Consider the following 12685-nt stretch of genomic DNA (forward strand, 5'->3'; position numbering starts at 1 on the left):
TGTGCGACACCGCGTCGTAACGTCGGGTCGGTCCGAGCCGCGACTAGCAGCGCTAGTTGACCAGTGTGCCGGCCGGCTCCGCCCCGGTCGGATCCCCCGGAGGTCCCGTGTCCGCGTCAGCGAAGTCAGCGAAGTCATCGAAGCTGCCCCCCTTCGACCCGGCCGACCCGCTCGGCCTCGACGACCTGCTGGAGCCGGAGGACCTGGCGGTCCGGGACACCGTGCGCGCCTGGGCGGGAGACCGGGTGCTGCCCCACGTCGCCGACTGGTACGAGAAGGGCGAGCTGCCCGGCATCCGGGAGCTGGCCCGGGAGCTCGGTGGGATCGGCGCGCTCGGCATGCCCCTCCGCGGCTACGGCTGCGCGGGCGCCTCGGCCGTGCAGTACGGGCTCGCCTGCCTGGAACTGGAGGCCGCCGACTCCGGCATCCGGTCCCTGGTCTCCGTACAGGGCTCGCTCGCCATGTACGCGATCCACCGGTTCGGCAGCGAGGAGCAGAAGCAGCGGTGGCTGCCGAAGATGGCCGCCGGTGAGGTCATCGGCTGCTTCGGGCTCACCGAACCCGACCACGGCTCCGACCCCGCGGCCATGCGGACGTACGCCAAGCGCGACGGCGGGGACTGGGTCCTGAACGGTCGCAAGATGTGGATCACCAACGGATCCGTGGCCGGTGTCGCCGTGGTGTGGGCGCAGACCGACGACGGCATCCGCGGGTTCGTGGTGCCGACCGACAGCGCCGGGTTCTCGGCGCCGGAGATCAAGCACAAGTGGTCGCTGCGCGCCTCCGTCACCAGCGAGCTGGTCCTCGACGACGTGCGGCTGCCCGTCGACGCCGTACTGCCCGAGGTGACCGGGCTGCGCGGACCGCTCAGCTGCCTGACGCACGCCCGGTACGGGATCGTCTGGGGCGCGATGGGCGCTGCGCGCGCCTGCTTCGAGGCCGCCGTCGACTACGCGAAGTCGCGGGAGCAGTTCGGGCGGCCCATCGGCGGGTTCCAGCTGACGCAGGCGAAACTCGCCGACATGGCGGTCGAACTGCACAAGGGGATACTGCTCGCCCATCATCTCGGGCGGCGCATGGACGCCGGCCGCCTGCGTCCCGAGCAGGTCAGCTTCGGCAAGTTGAACAACGTCCGCGAGGCCATCGACATCTGCCGCACGGCCCGCACCATCCTCGGCGCCAACGGGATCTCGCTCGAGTACCCCGTGATGCGGCACGCGACGAACCTCGAATCGGTGCTCACCTACGAGGGCACCGTGGAGATGCACCAGCTGGTGCTGGGCAAGGCGTTCACCGGAATCGACGCCTTCCGGTAGGCCCGGTGGGGGCAGGGCCGGCGAGCGGCCCTGCCTCAGCTCTGGTTGTAGAAGCCGTCCGACCGGTGCGCCGCGGGCTCTCCGCTGACGACCTCGGTGTCGGCCGGGCTGAGCAGGAACACACGGTTGGACACGCGCTCGATGGAACCGCGCAGACCGAAGATCAGCCCGGCGGCGAAGTCGACGACGCGCTTGGCGTCACCGGCGTCCATGGCGGTGAGATTGATGATGACGGGGATCCCGTCCCGGAACAGCTCGCCGATGGCGCGGGCGTCCCGGAAGCTGTCCGGGGTGACCGTGCCGATGCGGCGGCCCCTCTCCTCGGCGACGTCCGAGGCCACCTTGACCCGCGGATCGGTGACCCAGGCGCCCCCCGGCTCGGTCCCGTCGGAGTAGTCGTCGTCGTAGTAACGCTCGTCTTCGTTGTCGTCGACGAGGCCAAGCCAGGCACTTGCCTTGCGTACCGATCCCATGGACGCCTCCTCTCACAGCGGTCCTTCTTGCTTTCCGCATCCCTATGGTCGTCCATGATGCGGATGGCGCGCCAAGTGATGGGACGCCGCGCGGGGGGTTTGTGACGGTACTGGTGCACGGAGAATCCGTCGAGAGCCCAAGCCCCCCAAGGGCATTGACGCAAGCGGATGCTGACTGTGAGTGAAATATGATTCTTCTCGGCGTATGGGTGATGAGCGGCGCGTACGGGTGAACGCGACAGTCGGTACGATGCCGCCGCTCCACTTCGCGGCACCCACGGGGGGACGTCATGTTCGGAATGGTCAGGCCCTGCCGGCATCGGCTCGGTGAACGACTCACGGCTCAGTGGACGGCGCATCTGTGCGGGCTGTGCCTGGCCTTGCGCGGGGACCACGGGCAGCTCGCACGCGTGGTCACCAACTACGACGGGCTGCTCGTCTCGGTCCTGACGGAGGCTCAGGCGATGCGCGCGGACGCCGGACGGCGCACGGCGGGGCCGTGCCCGCTGCGCGGCATGCGGACCGCCTCCGTCGCGCACGGTGAGGGCGCGCGACTCGCGGCGGCCGTCTCGCTGGTCCTGGCCTCCGCCAAGGTGCGCGACCATGTGGCCGACGGGGACGGGCTGCTGGCCCGCCGACCGGTGGCGCTCGCCGCTCGCCGCGTCGCCGCGAGCTGGGACCGGGCCGGGGCGCGGACCGGTTCGGACGTCGGGTTCGACACGGCCGTCCTGGTCGACGCCGTCGACCGGCAGGCCGGCATCGAGGCCCTGGCCGGGCCGGGCACCCCGATCCTCACCGTCACCGAACCGACCGAGACCGCCACCGCGGCGGCCTTCGCGCACACCGCGGTGCTCGCCGGGCGCCCGCACAATGCTGGGCCGCTCGCCGAGGCCGGGCGTCTCTTCGGTCGGCTCGCCCATCTCCTGGACGCCGTGGAGGACCGGGAGGCCGACGCCGCGGCGGGCGCGTGGAACCCCCTCACCGCCACCGGAACCCCCCTCGCCGAAGCCCGCCGGCTCGCCGACGACGCCGTGCACGGCATCCGGCTCGCGCTGCGCGAGGTGGAGTTCGGCGACGGCTCTCTGGCGCACCGGCTGCTCGTCCATGAACTGCCCAACTCCGTCCACCGTGCCTTCGACACCGTCTCTTGTGCCCACGGCTCCGGCCCCTACGCACCACCCGGCACACCGGGCACGCCCGGAGGCCCGATGCCGCCCGAGCCGCCGCGCCGCGACCGGCGCGGGCTGCTCGCCGGCTGCGCCGTGTGGCTGGGACTGGCCTGTACGTGCCAGATGTGCTGCGGCACTTACGAGGACCCCTGGAGCCGGGAGCACAAGGACGCGGTCTGCTCCCGGTACGACTGCGGCGGGTGCTGCGACTGCTGCAGCTGCTGTGAGTGCTGCAGCTGCTGCGGCGAGGACGGCGGCTGCGGCTGCGACTGCTGAACCGGCGTCAGGGGAGGCGTTCGAGGGGGCTCCGCAGAAGGAACCGGAGGAGCCCGGAGGAGAACCGGAGGGGAACCGGAGGGGAACCGGAGGGGCGACTTCCGGACACCTCGAGGCGGGTGACGGCCGAAAGGCACTCTTGCGTCGACCGGTCGTTCGGCCGAATACTCACCCCCAGCGCTTGTCAGGGGCACGGCATGTTCGGAATCCGGACGGTCGGTCCCCTGACTGCGCCTCACGGGCCCGAACCCCACGGGGCCCCCTACTTCCTTTGTGGAGGAACGAGAAGTGAGGATCAAGCGCACCACCCCCCGCAGTGGCATCTCGAGACGCACCCGGCTGATCGCCGTCTCCACCGGCCTCGTGGCCGCCGCCGCGATCGCGATCCCCAGCGCGAACGCGTCCGAATCCCCCACCACCTTCAGCTCCGCCGAGCTCAAGAGCGTCAGCGGATCGGTGCTGAAGGCCGACATCCCGGGCACCGCCTGGGCCGTCGACAGCAAGACCAACCGGGTCGTCGTCACCGTCGACAGCACGGTGTCCCAGGCCGAGATCGCGCAGATCAAGCAGCAGGCCGGTGCCGACGCCGGCGCGCTGCAGATCAAGCGCACACCCGGTACGTTCAGCAAGCTCATCCAGGGCGGCGACGCCATCTACGCGAGTAGCTGGCGCTGCTCCCTCGGCTTCAACGTCCGCAGCAGCAGCGGTGTCGAGTACTTCCTGACCGCCGGTCACTGCACCGACGGCGCGGGCACCTGGTACTCCAACTCCGCCCGCACCACGGCCATCGGCACGACCGCCGGCTCCAGCTTCCCGGGCAACGACTACGGCATCGTGCGCTACACCGGTTCCGTCAGCCGCCCCGGCACCGCGAACGGCGTGGACATCACCCGCGCGGCCACCCCGGCCGTGGGCACCACCGTCATCCGTGACGGCTCCACCACGGGCACGCACAGCGGCCGGGTCACCGCGCTCAACGCGACCGTGAACTACGGCGGCGGCGACATCGTCTCGGGCCTCATCCAGACCAACGTGTGCGCCGAGCCCGGCGACTCCGGTGGCTCGCTCTACGGCAGCAACGGCACCGCGTACGGTCTGACCTCCGGCGGCAGCGGCAACTGCACCTCCGGCGGTACGACCTTCTTCCAGCCGGTGACGGAGGCCCTGAGCGCCTACGGCGTCAGCGTCTACTAGGCCTGCTGGACCTGTTGGGTCGACGGACCAGCAGCGGGTCACCCGTCCAGGAGGACGGACCGGGGGTCGGCCGGTACCACCGGCCCCCGCAGGTTCACCGCAGACGGCAGCATGACGAGCCCCCGTACGGCAACCGCCGTGCGGGGGCTCGCTCTTGATGGGGGCGCGGAGTTACCTGTTTTTTGTGAGGAGGCCCCGGCGTGCACGCCGGGGAGGAATCGCATTCGGGTGTCGCGACGCGGGGCGTCGCCGCATCCGGTCCGGGGCGCGGCGCCCCCGTACCGCCGGCGCTGCCGTCGGGGTGATGCGAACGCGTGTGCCCGTGGTCGCCGGTGGGGGTGGTGACCGTGGGATCGGGGTGCGTCTGTGCGGCTGTCGTACGTACGGTCCCTCAAAGAGCCCGGGACGGAGTGTTCCGGGCGGGGCCGTGCGGAGGCGAGATGGCGCAGGTGGGGGCGGATGCGGGGGCCGGGCATGCCCGGTACACCTACCGGTTGCGCGTGTCGTCCGCTGCCCGCACCGTCCTGGCGGCGGAGTGGGACCGGTGCCGCTGGGTGTGGAACGAATGCGTCGCCAAGTCCCGGGCCGTGCACCTGTACAACAAGTCCACCGGCCAGAAGGCCACGTGCGGCCCGGCTCGGCTCGACAGGATGCTGACCGAAGCCCGCGCCCGCACGCCGTGACTGCGTGAAGGCTCGTCGGTGCCCCAGCAGCAGGTCATCCGCGGCTTCGGCCGCTCCCGCGCCAAGGCGCACAAGGACGCCAAGGAGCGCCTGCCCGGGGCGCGCCGGGCCGGGATGCCGAAGCCGACGGCACAAGACCTCCCGGGGCGCTGCTCCGGGAGGCGGCCTGAGCCAGGAATCCCCTCCCCCTCAGGGAGGGGAGGATTCAACTTCCAGACTGCGAACGCCAGCGAGACCCCGGAGACCTCCACGCCCCGGACCCTCTCGATCGCGGCGGCCGGAAACCTCGCCTCGACGCTCGCCGAGGACCTCGGCGCCGACGCGGCGGGAACGTACTACGACGCGAAGAACAAGAGCCTCGTGGTGAACGTGCTCGACGAGGCCGCCGCCGAGACCGCCGAGGCGGCCGGCGCCAAGGCGAGAGTCGTGGCGAACTCCCTCGCCGAGCTGAAGACCGCGCGCACCACCCTCGAGCAGGACGCGACCATCCCGGGTACCTCCTGGGTGACCGACCCGACCACCGACAAGGTCGTCGTCACCGCGGACCGCACGGTCTCCGAGGCCGAGTGGGCCACCCTGACGAAGGTCGTCGACGGGCTCGGGGGCAAGGTCGAACTCCAGTGCAGCAAGGACGAGTTCAAGACCTTCGTCGCGGGCGGCGACGCCATCACCGGAAACGGCGGACGCTGCTCGCTCGGCTTCAACGTGACCAAGGGCGGCGAGCCGTTCTTCCTCACCGCCGGGCACTGCACCGAGGGCATCTCCACGTGGTCGGACTCCTCCGGCAACGTGATCGGCGAGAACGAGGCGTCCAGCTTCCCGGGCGACGACTACGGCCTGGTCAAGTACACCGCCGACATGGGCCACCCGAGCGAGGTGAACCTCTACGACGGCTCCACGCAGGCGATTTCCGGCGCCGCCGAGGCCACCGTCGGCATGCAGGTTCCCCGCAGCGGCTCCACGACCCAGGTGCACTCCGGTACGGTCACGGGCCTGGACGCCACCGTGAACTACGGCAACGGCGACATCGTCAACGGGCTGATCCAGACCGACGTCTGCGCCGAGCCGGGCGACAGCGGCGGCTCGCTCTTCTCGGGCAGCAGCGCGGTGGGTCTCACCTCCGGCGGCAGCGGCAACTGCACCTCCGGCGGTACGACCTTCTTCCAGCCGGTGACGGAGGCCCTCTCGGTGACCGGCACCCGGATCGGCTGATCCACCCGCGGTACCCGTAGTACCTGCGGCACACACGCGGACGTCCCGTCCCTCCATACGGGGGGCGGGGCGTTTTCGTGTGCCCGCCCGGTGCGGGAAGCGCGGTTGCTGCGCGAAGGTCTGCTGCGCATTGCGCCCAACGGCCCTTATTGTCCCGCTTGATGACTCACTATCAGGCAGCGTCGTGCGTTGTCGGCTGTCGTGGGAAGTTTTTACCGACGCGTAACTTCCCTGTGTGGCTACTCACCCGTAACTTGACGAGTGAACAACATCCTCGTGATCCGGGTCACAGGGCGCAAGGCCGTCGCACTCTCCCCTCGACGTGCAAGGAGATCACTCGATGCTGCCCTGGAAGCGAGTGGCCAGACCGCTGGCCGCACTGCTGCTGGCCACCGCGGCCCTCACCGTCCCCACCGCCACCGCCACCGCCACCGCCACCGGCGCCCACGCCGCGGCTGCACCCAGCTCGGGCTGGAACGACTACACCTGCAAGCCGTCCGCCGCCCATCCCCGTCCCGTCGTCCTGGTCCACGGCACCTTCGGGAACTCCGTCGACAACTGGCTGGGCCTCGCGCCCTATCTGAAGCACCGCGGCTACTGCGTCTTCTCCCTCGACTACGGTCAGCTCGCCGGCGTCCCCCTCTTCCACGGCCTCGGCCCCATCGAGCGGTCCGCGGAACAACTCGACGCCTTCGTCGACAAGGTGCTCGCCGCGACCGGCGCTACCAAGGCCGACCTCGTCGGGCACTCGCAGGGCGGCATGATGCCCCGCTACTACCTCAAGTTCCTCGGCGGAGCCGACGAGGTGAACGCCCTCGTCGGGATCGCGCCCAGCAACCACGGCACCACCCTCGGCGGCCTCACCAACCTGCTGCCCTACTTCCCGGGCGCCGGTGACCTGCTGAACGAGAACACCCCCGCCCTCGCCCAGCAGATCGTCGGCTCCGACTTCCTCACCAAGCTGAACGCGGGCGGTGACACCGTGCCCGGCGTCCGCTACACCGTCCTCGCCACCCGGTACGACGAGGTGGTCACCCCCTACCGCAGCCAGTATCTGAGCGGACCGAACGTACGCAACGTCCTGCTCCAGGACCTGTGCCCGCTCGACCTGTCCGAGCATCTGGCGATCGGGCTGCTCGACCGGATCGCCTTCCACGAAGTCGCCAACGCCCTCGACCCGGCCAACGCCCGACCCACCACCTGCGCTTCGGTGTTCAGCTGACACGTGTAGCCAATGACACGTGTAGTCGGTGATGCGTGTGGTCGGTGACACGCATGCCGGGGGCCTGTCCGGCCTGAGCCGCCGGACAGGCCCCCCGGGTGCGGGCGGAGTCGGGTCAGCTGCCGTTCCGTCCGCTCGCCGCGCGCCGCCGGTTGGAGGCGAACAGCGCCGCCGAACCGAGCGCCAGCGCCGCGGCTCCGCCGACCATCAGGTACGGGGTGTTCCCGTCGCCCCCGGTCTCCGCGAGGTTCTGCGAAGCGCCGGCCGCCTTGGGCTGGTTGGGGGTGGCCCCGGTGGTGTCGTCGGTGGTGTCGCCGGCTGCCGCGTCGGAGCCGTCGTCCGTGCTGTCGCCGGAGGTGTCGTCGGCCGCCGGGGTGGGCTGCGCCGTGGTGTGCGGATCGTCGTCCCCGTGCCCGTGGTTCTCGATGGTCGACTTCTCGGCGCCGTCCTCGACCTGCTTCTCGGAGGGCGCGGAGGCGACCGGCGCCGGGGCGGCCGCGCTCTTGGGTGTGTCGCCGCCGGACTCGGCACCGCTTCCAGCGGTGCTCTTGTTCGTGGTGCTTCCGCTCGCCCCGCCGAACGTGACGTCCGAGCAGGAGTAGAACGCCTCCGGGCTGTCCGAGCGCTGCCACACTGCGTACAGCAACTGCTTGCCGGAGCGCTCGGGGAGGGTGCCGGTGAACGTGTAGAAACCGCCGGAGGCGGCCGGGTCGGTGGACGTCGCCACCGGGTTCGCCAGATCCAGGTCGCCCCAGCCCAGCGGCTTGGACGGGTCGTAGCCGGGCTTGGTGATGTACACCTCGAAGGTGCCCTTGTGCGGGGCGGTCACCCGGTACTTGAAGGTGTACGAGCCGCTGCTCACCGACGTGGTCGGCCAGTCGTCGCGAACCAGGTCGAGCCCCTTGAACGCCTCGTTGTTCGCACTGCACAGCTTGCCGTCGGGGATGAGCTCCTCGTGGCGTCCGCCCGCGTCGCCGATGCGGATGCCGTTCCAGTCGTAGAGCGCCTGGGTGCCGCCGGCCGCGACCGCCGCCCGGCACGCCGCCGACTTCGGGCTCTCCGGTCCCTCGGCGAAGCACTGCGCGACCCTGCTGACCGGGTCGCCCATCGAACCGTGCGCGGCCGCCGGTGCGGCGGACAGCCCGGTCAGGACGAGCGGGACGATACCGACGGCGGCGACAGCGGCCTTGCGGCGTGCGGTCATGGGGCAGCAACTCCTCGGAACGATCACTGGACTTGAGGGGGGATCCCGTGGGGGGACGGCTCAGAAACTAGCCCCAAGAAACAGTGAAATCGCCTGGCAGAGGCTGTACGAGGAGATCCTTATGGCCGCGTTAAGGAAGCGCTCAGACTGAGATCAGGTAGGCGGTGTGCGCCGTGTGACGGACGCCGCCCACCGGACACGCTCAGCCGTCCGGCCACCAGGTGCGGGCGATGTCCTCGCGGATCTCCGGGCGCGTGGCCGGGCGCTCGCCGGTCTTCTCGCGGATCCGGCGGGCTTCCGTCTTCTTCAGGGGCTTCTGTGCGGTGACACGGCGCATGGCTGCCTCCTCCGGGGTCCACGGACACCGCGGTCTCGCAGGGGTGGACCTTTCGGGGGAGAGTTCCTCATCGATCCCGATCTGTCTGTGGCTCCGATCACGAATCGATTGTCAGTGGCAGCTGCCACTCTTGCCCCATGACCGACGACAGTGACGTGACGGGCACGGTGGGTGTCGACTGGGACCTGGCGGCCGCCGCCTTCGACGAGGAACCGGACCACGGGCTGCGCGATCCCCGGGCGCTGCCCGATCCGGCCCGGGTGCTGCGGCGCTGGCGGGGGCTGTTGCGTCCTGGTGGCCGGTTCGTGCTGGTGGAGGGGTTCTGGGGGACGGTGAGCCCGGTCGGCATACCGAAGGACCGGCTCACCTCGCTCCTCGCCCCGCTCGCCGCACAGGTGCGGGTCGAGGGGCTGTCGGACGAGGCGGCGCTGTGGGGGAGGTGGGTGAAGAGTGGTACGTGGTGGTCGCGATGCCGGAGTGAGGTGGGCCCGGCCGGGCCCACCTCCTCAACTCAGGAGCTCGACGAACTCGTCGTCGTGGGCCCGGGTCTCCAGTTCGTCGAGGGCGGCGACGGCGGCGGCGGCCGCACGGGGGTCCGTCTGCGGGAGACCGCTCGCCGCGAACTCGTCCTCGTCGAGCCGCCGTACGTCCGTGCCGTCGGCGGAGCGCCACAGGTCCAGGTCGAGGTCCTCGACCACCAGTTCCGCACCGGTGAGCACGGCCGGGCGGGTGATGTCGCAGTAGTGGCCCTTGAGGGTGCCCCCGGCGGTGCGCACCTCCTTCACGGAGTACCACCGGTCGCGCCAGTAGTGCTCGGTGAAGACGTCACCGGGTTCGAAGCGGACGAAGCCGAAGTCGCGGGTGCCGTCGCCCGCCCAGGGGGCGCGCACGGTGATGCGGGTGCCGTCGTCGGAGAGGAGGTCGGCGGGGTAGCGGATCTTGGTGCGGCCCGCCTTGACGAGGACGACCTCGACGCGTGCGGGGCCCTCAGACGAGTTCGCGGACATGGCGTACCTCCGTTGCGCAGATTTCGTAGCCGAACCACTTGTTGATCGCGATCATCGGTTCGTTCCCGGTGTCGTTGCCCGTGAAGGCCTCCGTGCACCCGGCGGCGCGGGCGCGGTGCAGGGAGGCGTTCTTGGCGAGCTTGGCCAGGCCCCGGCCGCGGTGGGCACGGGCGGTGCCGGTCATGGCGGTGCTGTAGCGGCCGGCGCCGTCGGTGTAGACCGCGGTGAAGGCGGCGGGGGCGCCGTCGACCACCGCGACCGTGGTCAGGGCGGGGTCGAGCAGCGGGTGCCGCCAGGTCGCCTCGAGCCAGGCCTCGTAGTCGGTGAACTCGGTGTCGATGTCGCTCGGTTCGTCCGACGAGGTCTCCGCGTCCAGGACGAACAGCGGGCGCGGGTCGTCGGCGAAGTCGGCGCCGGTGCGCAGTTCGACGCCGGGCGGCGGATCCTGGAGCGGGGGCAGGGTGCCGTTCGCCAGGTCCAATCGCAGGAAGTACGCGGACCGGCTGGCCCGGTAGCCGCGCCGCTCGGCGAAGGCGCGGTTGTCCGGCGCGTCCATGACCCAGGTGTAGACCTTGTGGGCGCCGAGGGCGGCCAGGCGTTCCTCGACGGCGCGCAGCAGCAGCGACCCGGCGCCGCGCCGGGTCCTGTCCGCCCGTACGTAGACGCTGGCGGAGCCCTGGCCGGGTTCCGGGCTGTCGTGGGCGAGGCTGAGCTGGACGGCACCGATGATCTCCCCGTCCTCCTCGGCGACGAGCTGCCCGAAGTGGGCGTCGGGGTGGGAGTGCCGCAGATGGTGCAGCACGGACTCGGGGGTGGACAGCATGAAGGGGACGGCGAGCCTGCGCACGTGGGAGAACCCCTCGGCGTCGGCTCGGACTTCGGGACGCAGGTCGCGCACGATGATGGCCATGGGGGCGCACGTTACGGGGAGCCGCGCTGGGGCTGCCTCTCATTTTCCGCCGGGTGCGGGACAATCGGGCCGTGACCCTGAAGATCCATATCGACGACAGCGCGCCCCCGTACGAGCAGGTGAGGGCGCGGATCTCCGAGCAGGCACGGTCGGGAGCCCTGCCGGTGGGCTACCGGCTGCCGACGGTGCGGGGCCTGGCCGAGACGCTCGGCCTCGCCGCGAACACGGTGGCCAAGGCCTACCGTGCGCTGGAGGCGGACGGCGTGATCGAGACCCGCGGCCGCAACGGCACGTTCGTCGCCGCCGCGGGCTCCGCCGCGGAGCGGGAGACGGCGTCGGCGGCCCAGGCCTACGCGGAGCGGGTGCGGCGGCTCGGGCTGAGCGAGGAGGCGGCCCTGGCCGCCGCACGGGACGCGCTGCGGGCGGCCTACGGGGAGTAGCCGCAGGCGACCTGAGGGAGGTGGCCGCGGGCGGCTACAAGTACAGCCCGGACTCCGCCTTCCCGCGCGGTTCCGGCAGTGCCGTCGGGGAGGTGCCCCGGCGCAGGGCGTACAGCTCGGCCAGGGTGGCGCCCTCGCGGCCGACGCCGTCCTCGTGGCCCAGCCAGTTCACCGCCTCCGTGCGGGTCAGCGGCCCCACCTCGATGCGGGCGAGGCAGCGGCCCGGGCGGACGACGGCCGGATGGAGGCGCTCCAGGTCCTCGTTGGTGGTGACGCCGACCAGGACGTTGCGGCCCTGGCCGAGCAGGCCGTCGGTGAGGTTGAGCAGCCGGGACAGGGCCTGTCCCGCGGTGTGCTTGGCCTCGCCGCGGATCAGCTCGTCGCAGTCCTCCAGCAACAGCAGCCGCCAGCGCCCCTTGCCCGCCGCGTCCTCCTCGCCGATGGCGATGTCCATCAGGTAGCCGACGTCGGAGAAGAGCCGCTCGGGGTCCAGGACGCAGTCCACCTGGCACCAGTCCCGCCAGGAGCGGGCCAGGGTGCGCAGCGCGGACGTCTTGCCGGTGCCCGGCGGGCCGTGCAGCAGGAGCAGCCGACCCGCGATGTCCTCGGGCGTGGTCTTCATCAGGCGGTCCATCGCGTGGGCCACCGGCGCGGTGTAGTTGGGCCGGATCTCGTCCCAGGTGCCCGCGGAGATCTGCCGTGCGGTGCGGTGCGGACCACGGCGCGGGGAGACGTACCAGAAGCCCATGGGCACGTTCTCCGGCTGCGGTTCCGGTTCGTCCGCCGCACCGTCCGTCGCCTCGTCCAGGATCTTCGCCGCGAGTTCGGCGGTGGTCGCGGTGACGGTGACGTCGGCACCCCGGTTCCAGCGGGAGACCAGCAGCGTCCAGCCGTCGCCCTCGGCCAGGGTGGAGCTCCGGTCGTCGTCCCGGGCGACCCGCAGCACCTCGGCGCCGGTGGGCAGCAGGGTCGCGGCGGAGCGCACCCGGTCGATGGTGGCCGCGTGCGAGAACGGCTGCTCGCCCGTGGCGAAGCGGCCGAGGAACAGCGCGTCGACGACGTCGGACGGGGAGTCGCTGTCGTCGACGTTGAGCCGGATCGGCAGGGCGTCGCGCGGGTCTGCAGGCATGCCGCCATGATCGGTCACCCGGGCGCCCCGCGCACCCGGTTTCCGCGGGCGCGCGGGGTCGCGCGGGCCGCCCGGGGCAGCGGCCGGTCCGGTCGTGCCGGACGGCGTCACCG

Annotated in this window: 12 protein-coding genes and 2 pseudogenes; 8 read left to right on the forward strand and 6 right to left on the reverse strand. The window is 71.5% G+C overall.

Annotated elements, in window-relative coordinates:
- Window positions 1-107: 107 nt before the first annotated feature.
- Window positions 108-1316 (forward strand): acyl-CoA dehydrogenase family protein, encoded by a 1209-nt coding sequence (locus JL475_RS26945; protein WP_307825171.1) that lies wholly within the window; start codon window positions 108-110, stop codon window positions 1314-1316.
- Between the two features lie 35 nt (window positions 1317-1351).
- Here the strand turns inward: JL475_RS26945 and JL475_RS26950 are convergent, their stop codons facing one another.
- The gene (locus tag JL475_RS26950) at window positions 1352-1789 is read right to left on the reverse strand and encodes a cell division protein SepF (protein ID WP_202280532.1); all 438 of its coding nucleotides are present in this window, start codon (window positions 1787-1789) and stop codon (window positions 1352-1354) included.
- A gap of 290 nt (window positions 1790-2079) precedes the next feature.
- Here JL475_RS26950 and JL475_RS26955 point away from each other — a divergent pair, with 290 nt between their 5' ends.
- From JL475_RS26955 to JL475_RS26975, 5 genes and pseudogenes are all read left to right on the forward strand, one after another.
- A complete protein-coding gene (locus JL475_RS26955) occupies window positions 2080-3234 on the forward strand; it encodes a DUF5685 family protein (RefSeq protein ID WP_202280533.1) in 1155 nt (384 codons plus the stop codon).
- 288 nt (window positions 3235-3522) lie between these two features.
- Window positions 3523-4428 carry a S1 family peptidase gene (locus JL475_RS26960; protein WP_202280534.1) on the forward strand — a complete coding sequence of 302 codons (906 nt, stop codon included), beginning with the start codon at window positions 3523-3525 and terminating at the stop codon, window positions 4426-4428.
- Window positions 4429-4868: 440 nt separating this feature from the next.
- A pseudogene (locus tag JL475_RS26965) lies at window positions 4869-5231 on the forward strand (RNA-guided endonuclease TnpB family protein); the annotation flags it as partial.
- A complete protein-coding gene (locus JL475_RS26970) occupies window positions 5226-6323 on the forward strand; it encodes a S1 family peptidase (protein ID WP_237408401.1) in 1098 nt (365 codons plus the stop codon). The pseudogene JL475_RS26965 and the gene JL475_RS26970, both read left to right, overlap by 6 nt.
- A 340-nt stretch (window positions 6324-6663) precedes the next feature.
- Window positions 6664-7545: a triacylglycerol lipase gene (locus JL475_RS26975; protein ID WP_202280535.1), complete on the forward strand. Its 882-nt coding sequence runs from the start codon at window positions 6664-6666 to the stop codon at window positions 7543-7545.
- Window positions 7546-7660: 115 nt separating this feature from the next.
- Here the strand turns inward: JL475_RS26975 and JL475_RS26980 are convergent, their stop codons facing one another.
- Together JL475_RS26980 and JL475_RS41275 are read right to left on the reverse strand one after the other, a co-directional pair.
- A complete protein-coding gene (locus JL475_RS26980; RefSeq protein WP_202280536.1) occupies window positions 7661-8749 on the reverse strand; it encodes a lytic polysaccharide monooxygenase in 1089 nt (362 codons plus the stop codon).
- 202 nt (window positions 8750-8951) lie between these two features.
- Window positions 8952-9086: a hypothetical protein gene (locus JL475_RS41275; RefSeq protein ID WP_272932976.1), complete on the reverse strand. Its 135-nt coding sequence runs from the start codon at window positions 9084-9086 to the stop codon at window positions 8952-8954.
- 137 nt (window positions 9087-9223) lie between these two features.
- Between JL475_RS41275 and JL475_RS40300 the strand changes: the two are divergent.
- Window positions 9224-9532: pseudogene (locus tag JL475_RS40300) on the forward strand (hypothetical protein); the annotation flags it as partial.
- A 60-nt stretch (window positions 9533-9592) separates the two neighbouring features.
- On the opposite strand, the gene JL475_RS26985 reads toward JL475_RS40300, so the two are convergent.
- Together JL475_RS26985 and JL475_RS26990 are read right to left on the reverse strand one after the other, a co-directional pair.
- The gene (locus JL475_RS26985) at window positions 9593-10093 is read right to left on the reverse strand and encodes a DUF402 domain-containing protein (protein WP_202280537.1); all 501 of its coding nucleotides are present in this window, start codon (window positions 10091-10093) and stop codon (window positions 9593-9595) included.
- Window positions 10074-11003 carry a GNAT family N-acetyltransferase gene (locus JL475_RS26990; RefSeq protein ID WP_202280538.1) on the reverse strand — a complete coding sequence of 310 codons (930 nt, stop codon included), beginning with the start codon at window positions 11001-11003 and terminating at the stop codon, window positions 10074-10076. Before JL475_RS26990 ends, JL475_RS26985 begins: the two co-directional genes overlap by 20 nt.
- 71 nt (window positions 11004-11074) lie before the next feature.
- On the opposite strand from JL475_RS26990, the gene JL475_RS26995 reads away from it, so the two are divergent.
- The gene (locus JL475_RS26995) at window positions 11075-11443 is read left to right on the forward strand and encodes a GntR family transcriptional regulator (RefSeq protein ID WP_202280539.1); all 369 of its coding nucleotides are present in this window, start codon (window positions 11075-11077) and stop codon (window positions 11441-11443) included.
- A 34-nt stretch (window positions 11444-11477) separates the two neighbouring features.
- Here JL475_RS26995 and JL475_RS27000 read toward each other — a convergent pair whose 3' ends face one another.
- Complete coding sequence (locus JL475_RS27000; protein ID WP_202280540.1) at window positions 11478-12572, reverse strand: DUF5925 domain-containing protein; 1095 nt, start codon at window positions 12570-12572, stop codon at window positions 11478-11480.
- Window positions 12573-12685: the final 113 nt, after the last annotated feature.

The sequence above is a fragment of the Streptomyces sp. M2CJ-2 genome, from assembly GCF_016757295.1.
Taxonomy (GTDB): Bacteria; Actinomycetota; Actinomycetes; order Streptomycetales; family Streptomycetaceae; genus Streptomyces.

Excerpts from the sequence above, each read along its gene's own strand:
- JL475_RS26950 (WP_202280532.1), bottom strand. The coding sequence starts at position 1,789 with ATGGGATCGGTACGCAAGGCAAGTGCCTGGCTTGGCCTCGTCGACGAC.
- JL475_RS26955 (WP_202280533.1), top strand. The coding sequence starts at position 2,080 with ATGTTCGGAATGGTCAGGCCCTGCCGGCATCGGCTCGGTGAACGACTC.
- JL475_RS26970 (WP_237408401.1), top strand. The coding sequence starts at position 5,226 with ATGCCGAAGCCGACGGCACAAGACCTCCCGGGGCGCTGCTCCGGGAGG.
- JL475_RS26975 (WP_202280535.1), top strand. The coding sequence starts at position 6,664 with ATGCTGCCCTGGAAGCGAGTGGCCAGACCGCTGGCCGCACTGCTGCTG.
- JL475_RS26980 (WP_202280536.1), bottom strand. The coding sequence starts at position 8,749 with ATGACCGCACGCCGCAAGGCCGCTGTCGCCGCCGTCGGTATCGTCCCG.
- JL475_RS41275 (WP_272932976.1), bottom strand. The coding sequence starts at position 9,086 with ATGCGCCGTGTCACCGCACAGAAGCCCCTGAAGAAGACGGAAGCCCGC.
- JL475_RS26985 (WP_202280537.1), bottom strand. The coding sequence starts at position 10,093 with ATGTCCGCGAACTCGTCTGAGGGCCCCGCACGCGTCGAGGTCGTCCTC.
- JL475_RS26990 (WP_202280538.1), bottom strand. The coding sequence starts at position 11,003 with ATGGCCATCATCGTGCGCGACCTGCGTCCCGAAGTCCGAGCCGACGCC.
- JL475_RS27000 (WP_202280540.1), bottom strand. The coding sequence starts at position 12,572 with ATGCCTGCAGACCCGCGCGACGCCCTGCCGATCCGGCTCAACGTCGAC.